The organism is Pedobacter sp. SAFR-022, assembly GCF_051965375.1.
Classification (GTDB): Bacteria; Bacteroidota; Bacteroidia; order Sphingobacteriales; family Sphingobacteriaceae; genus Pedobacter.
Map to the genome: position 1 here is coordinate 1 of NZ_JBQCME010000015.1, position 1,317 is coordinate 1,317.

General features: G+C 40.6%; 2 protein-coding genes. Both read right to left on the reverse strand.

Translation table 11 applies throughout. From position 1 onward, the window contains the following. Nucleotides 1-35: 35 nt before the first annotated feature. A complete protein-coding gene (locus tag ACTHQF_RS17565; protein WP_440432246.1) occupies nucleotides 36-905 on the reverse strand; it encodes an IS3 family transposase in 870 nt (289 codons plus the stop codon). Further along, nucleotides 902-1,264, reverse strand: a complete 363-nt coding sequence (locus tag ACTHQF_RS17570; protein WP_440432248.1) for a transposase — start codon at nucleotides 1,262-1,264, stop codon at nucleotides 902-904. Before ACTHQF_RS17570 ends, ACTHQF_RS17565 begins: the two co-directional genes overlap by 4 nt. Nucleotides 1,265-1,317: the final 53 nt, after the last annotated feature.

Genomic DNA, 1,317 nt, shown 5'->3' on the forward strand with positions numbered 1-1,317 from the left:
ATAATGTTTACAGTGATTGCAATTTGATTTTTACTTTATAGCTGTGTACGTTCGATATTATGGGTGTATTCCGGGGTTTGATAGTTGCAGCTTGCATGACGTCTTAGATTATTGTATTTGTATATGGCTTTATGGACGTGCTGACAAGCTTGATTAAAGGTTTTAAAAGTTTCGTACATACCAAACTCTCTTTTCAGTATTCCATTTAGCCGTTCAGCAATTGCATTGTCGTAGGGGCTTCCAGTCTGGGTCATACTAATCCGGATGTTATTATCATTGAGCATTTTGATATAGTTGTCACAGCAGTATTGTGTTCCTCGATCCGAATGATGGATTAACGATCGTTGAGGATATAGTCTGTTATTCAAGCCTTTTTGGAGCGCTTTTATGCATCCTATGGCCTTTAAGTTTTTCGACAGGTAATAACCCATAATCTTTCTAGAATAGGCATCGGTAACCAACGAGAGATAGGCAAAGCCAGCAGTCGTGTTCAGGTAGGTGATGTCACTGACCCAGATCTGTTCGGCCAGCTTTGCAGCTGAACGCTGCACCAGATCAGGATAGATCTTGAACCGATGAAAGGAGTTCGTAGTTCGAACAAATCTTCGCTTGGGTTTGATTAACATCTTGTTTTCCCGCATCAGATTAAACACCGCATCTCTGCCCATGGTAAAGCCCAAACGTTGCAAGAAGCCTGCATTTAAATCCTCGTAGAGCTTCATACAACCTGTTTCTGGCAGTGCATCCCGAATTTCACGAATTCTTTGTAGTACAACATGGGTCTTTAACATCCGCTGATTTACATTCTTAAGATGGTTATACCAAGCTTGCCTGGTATAACCAAATGCTTCACACAGGTGCTCTATGGTACAAACAGGCCGTGATCCTTTAAGTTCAGCAATCACTTCTGACCAGTTTTTTTTTTAAGATCAGTGTTGTACTTCTTGTTGGCAATGGCAATTACCTTTTCCAGAACAACGACCTTCAGTTCAGCCATAGCAACTCTTTTTTCCAGCGCTCTACGATCTTCATCTGTAAAGCTGCTTTTTTCCGGTTCAGTAGGTTCCTTCATCATAACAGCCTGATTTCGTTTGTAACAAGTTACGAACCAATTGACAGTATCTTCTGATAAACCGTACTTTCTTCCGACCTGAGCTTGGCTATAATCGCCATCTAAATACTCCAAAGCGACCTGAACTTTTAAACTCTCGGAATAGGTAGCAATCCGGCCACCTTTTCCTTTGTTGGGCTTTTCGTTTTTCATATCATTTCTGTTTTTGAAAAACTCTCCATGTAAACTAAATTCAGGAATCTACA

Excerpts from the sequence above, each read along its gene's own strand:
- ACTHQF_RS17570 (WP_440432248.1), bottom strand. The coding sequence starts at position 1,264 with ATGAAAAACGAAAAGCCCAACAAAGGAAAAGGTGGCCGGATTGCTACC.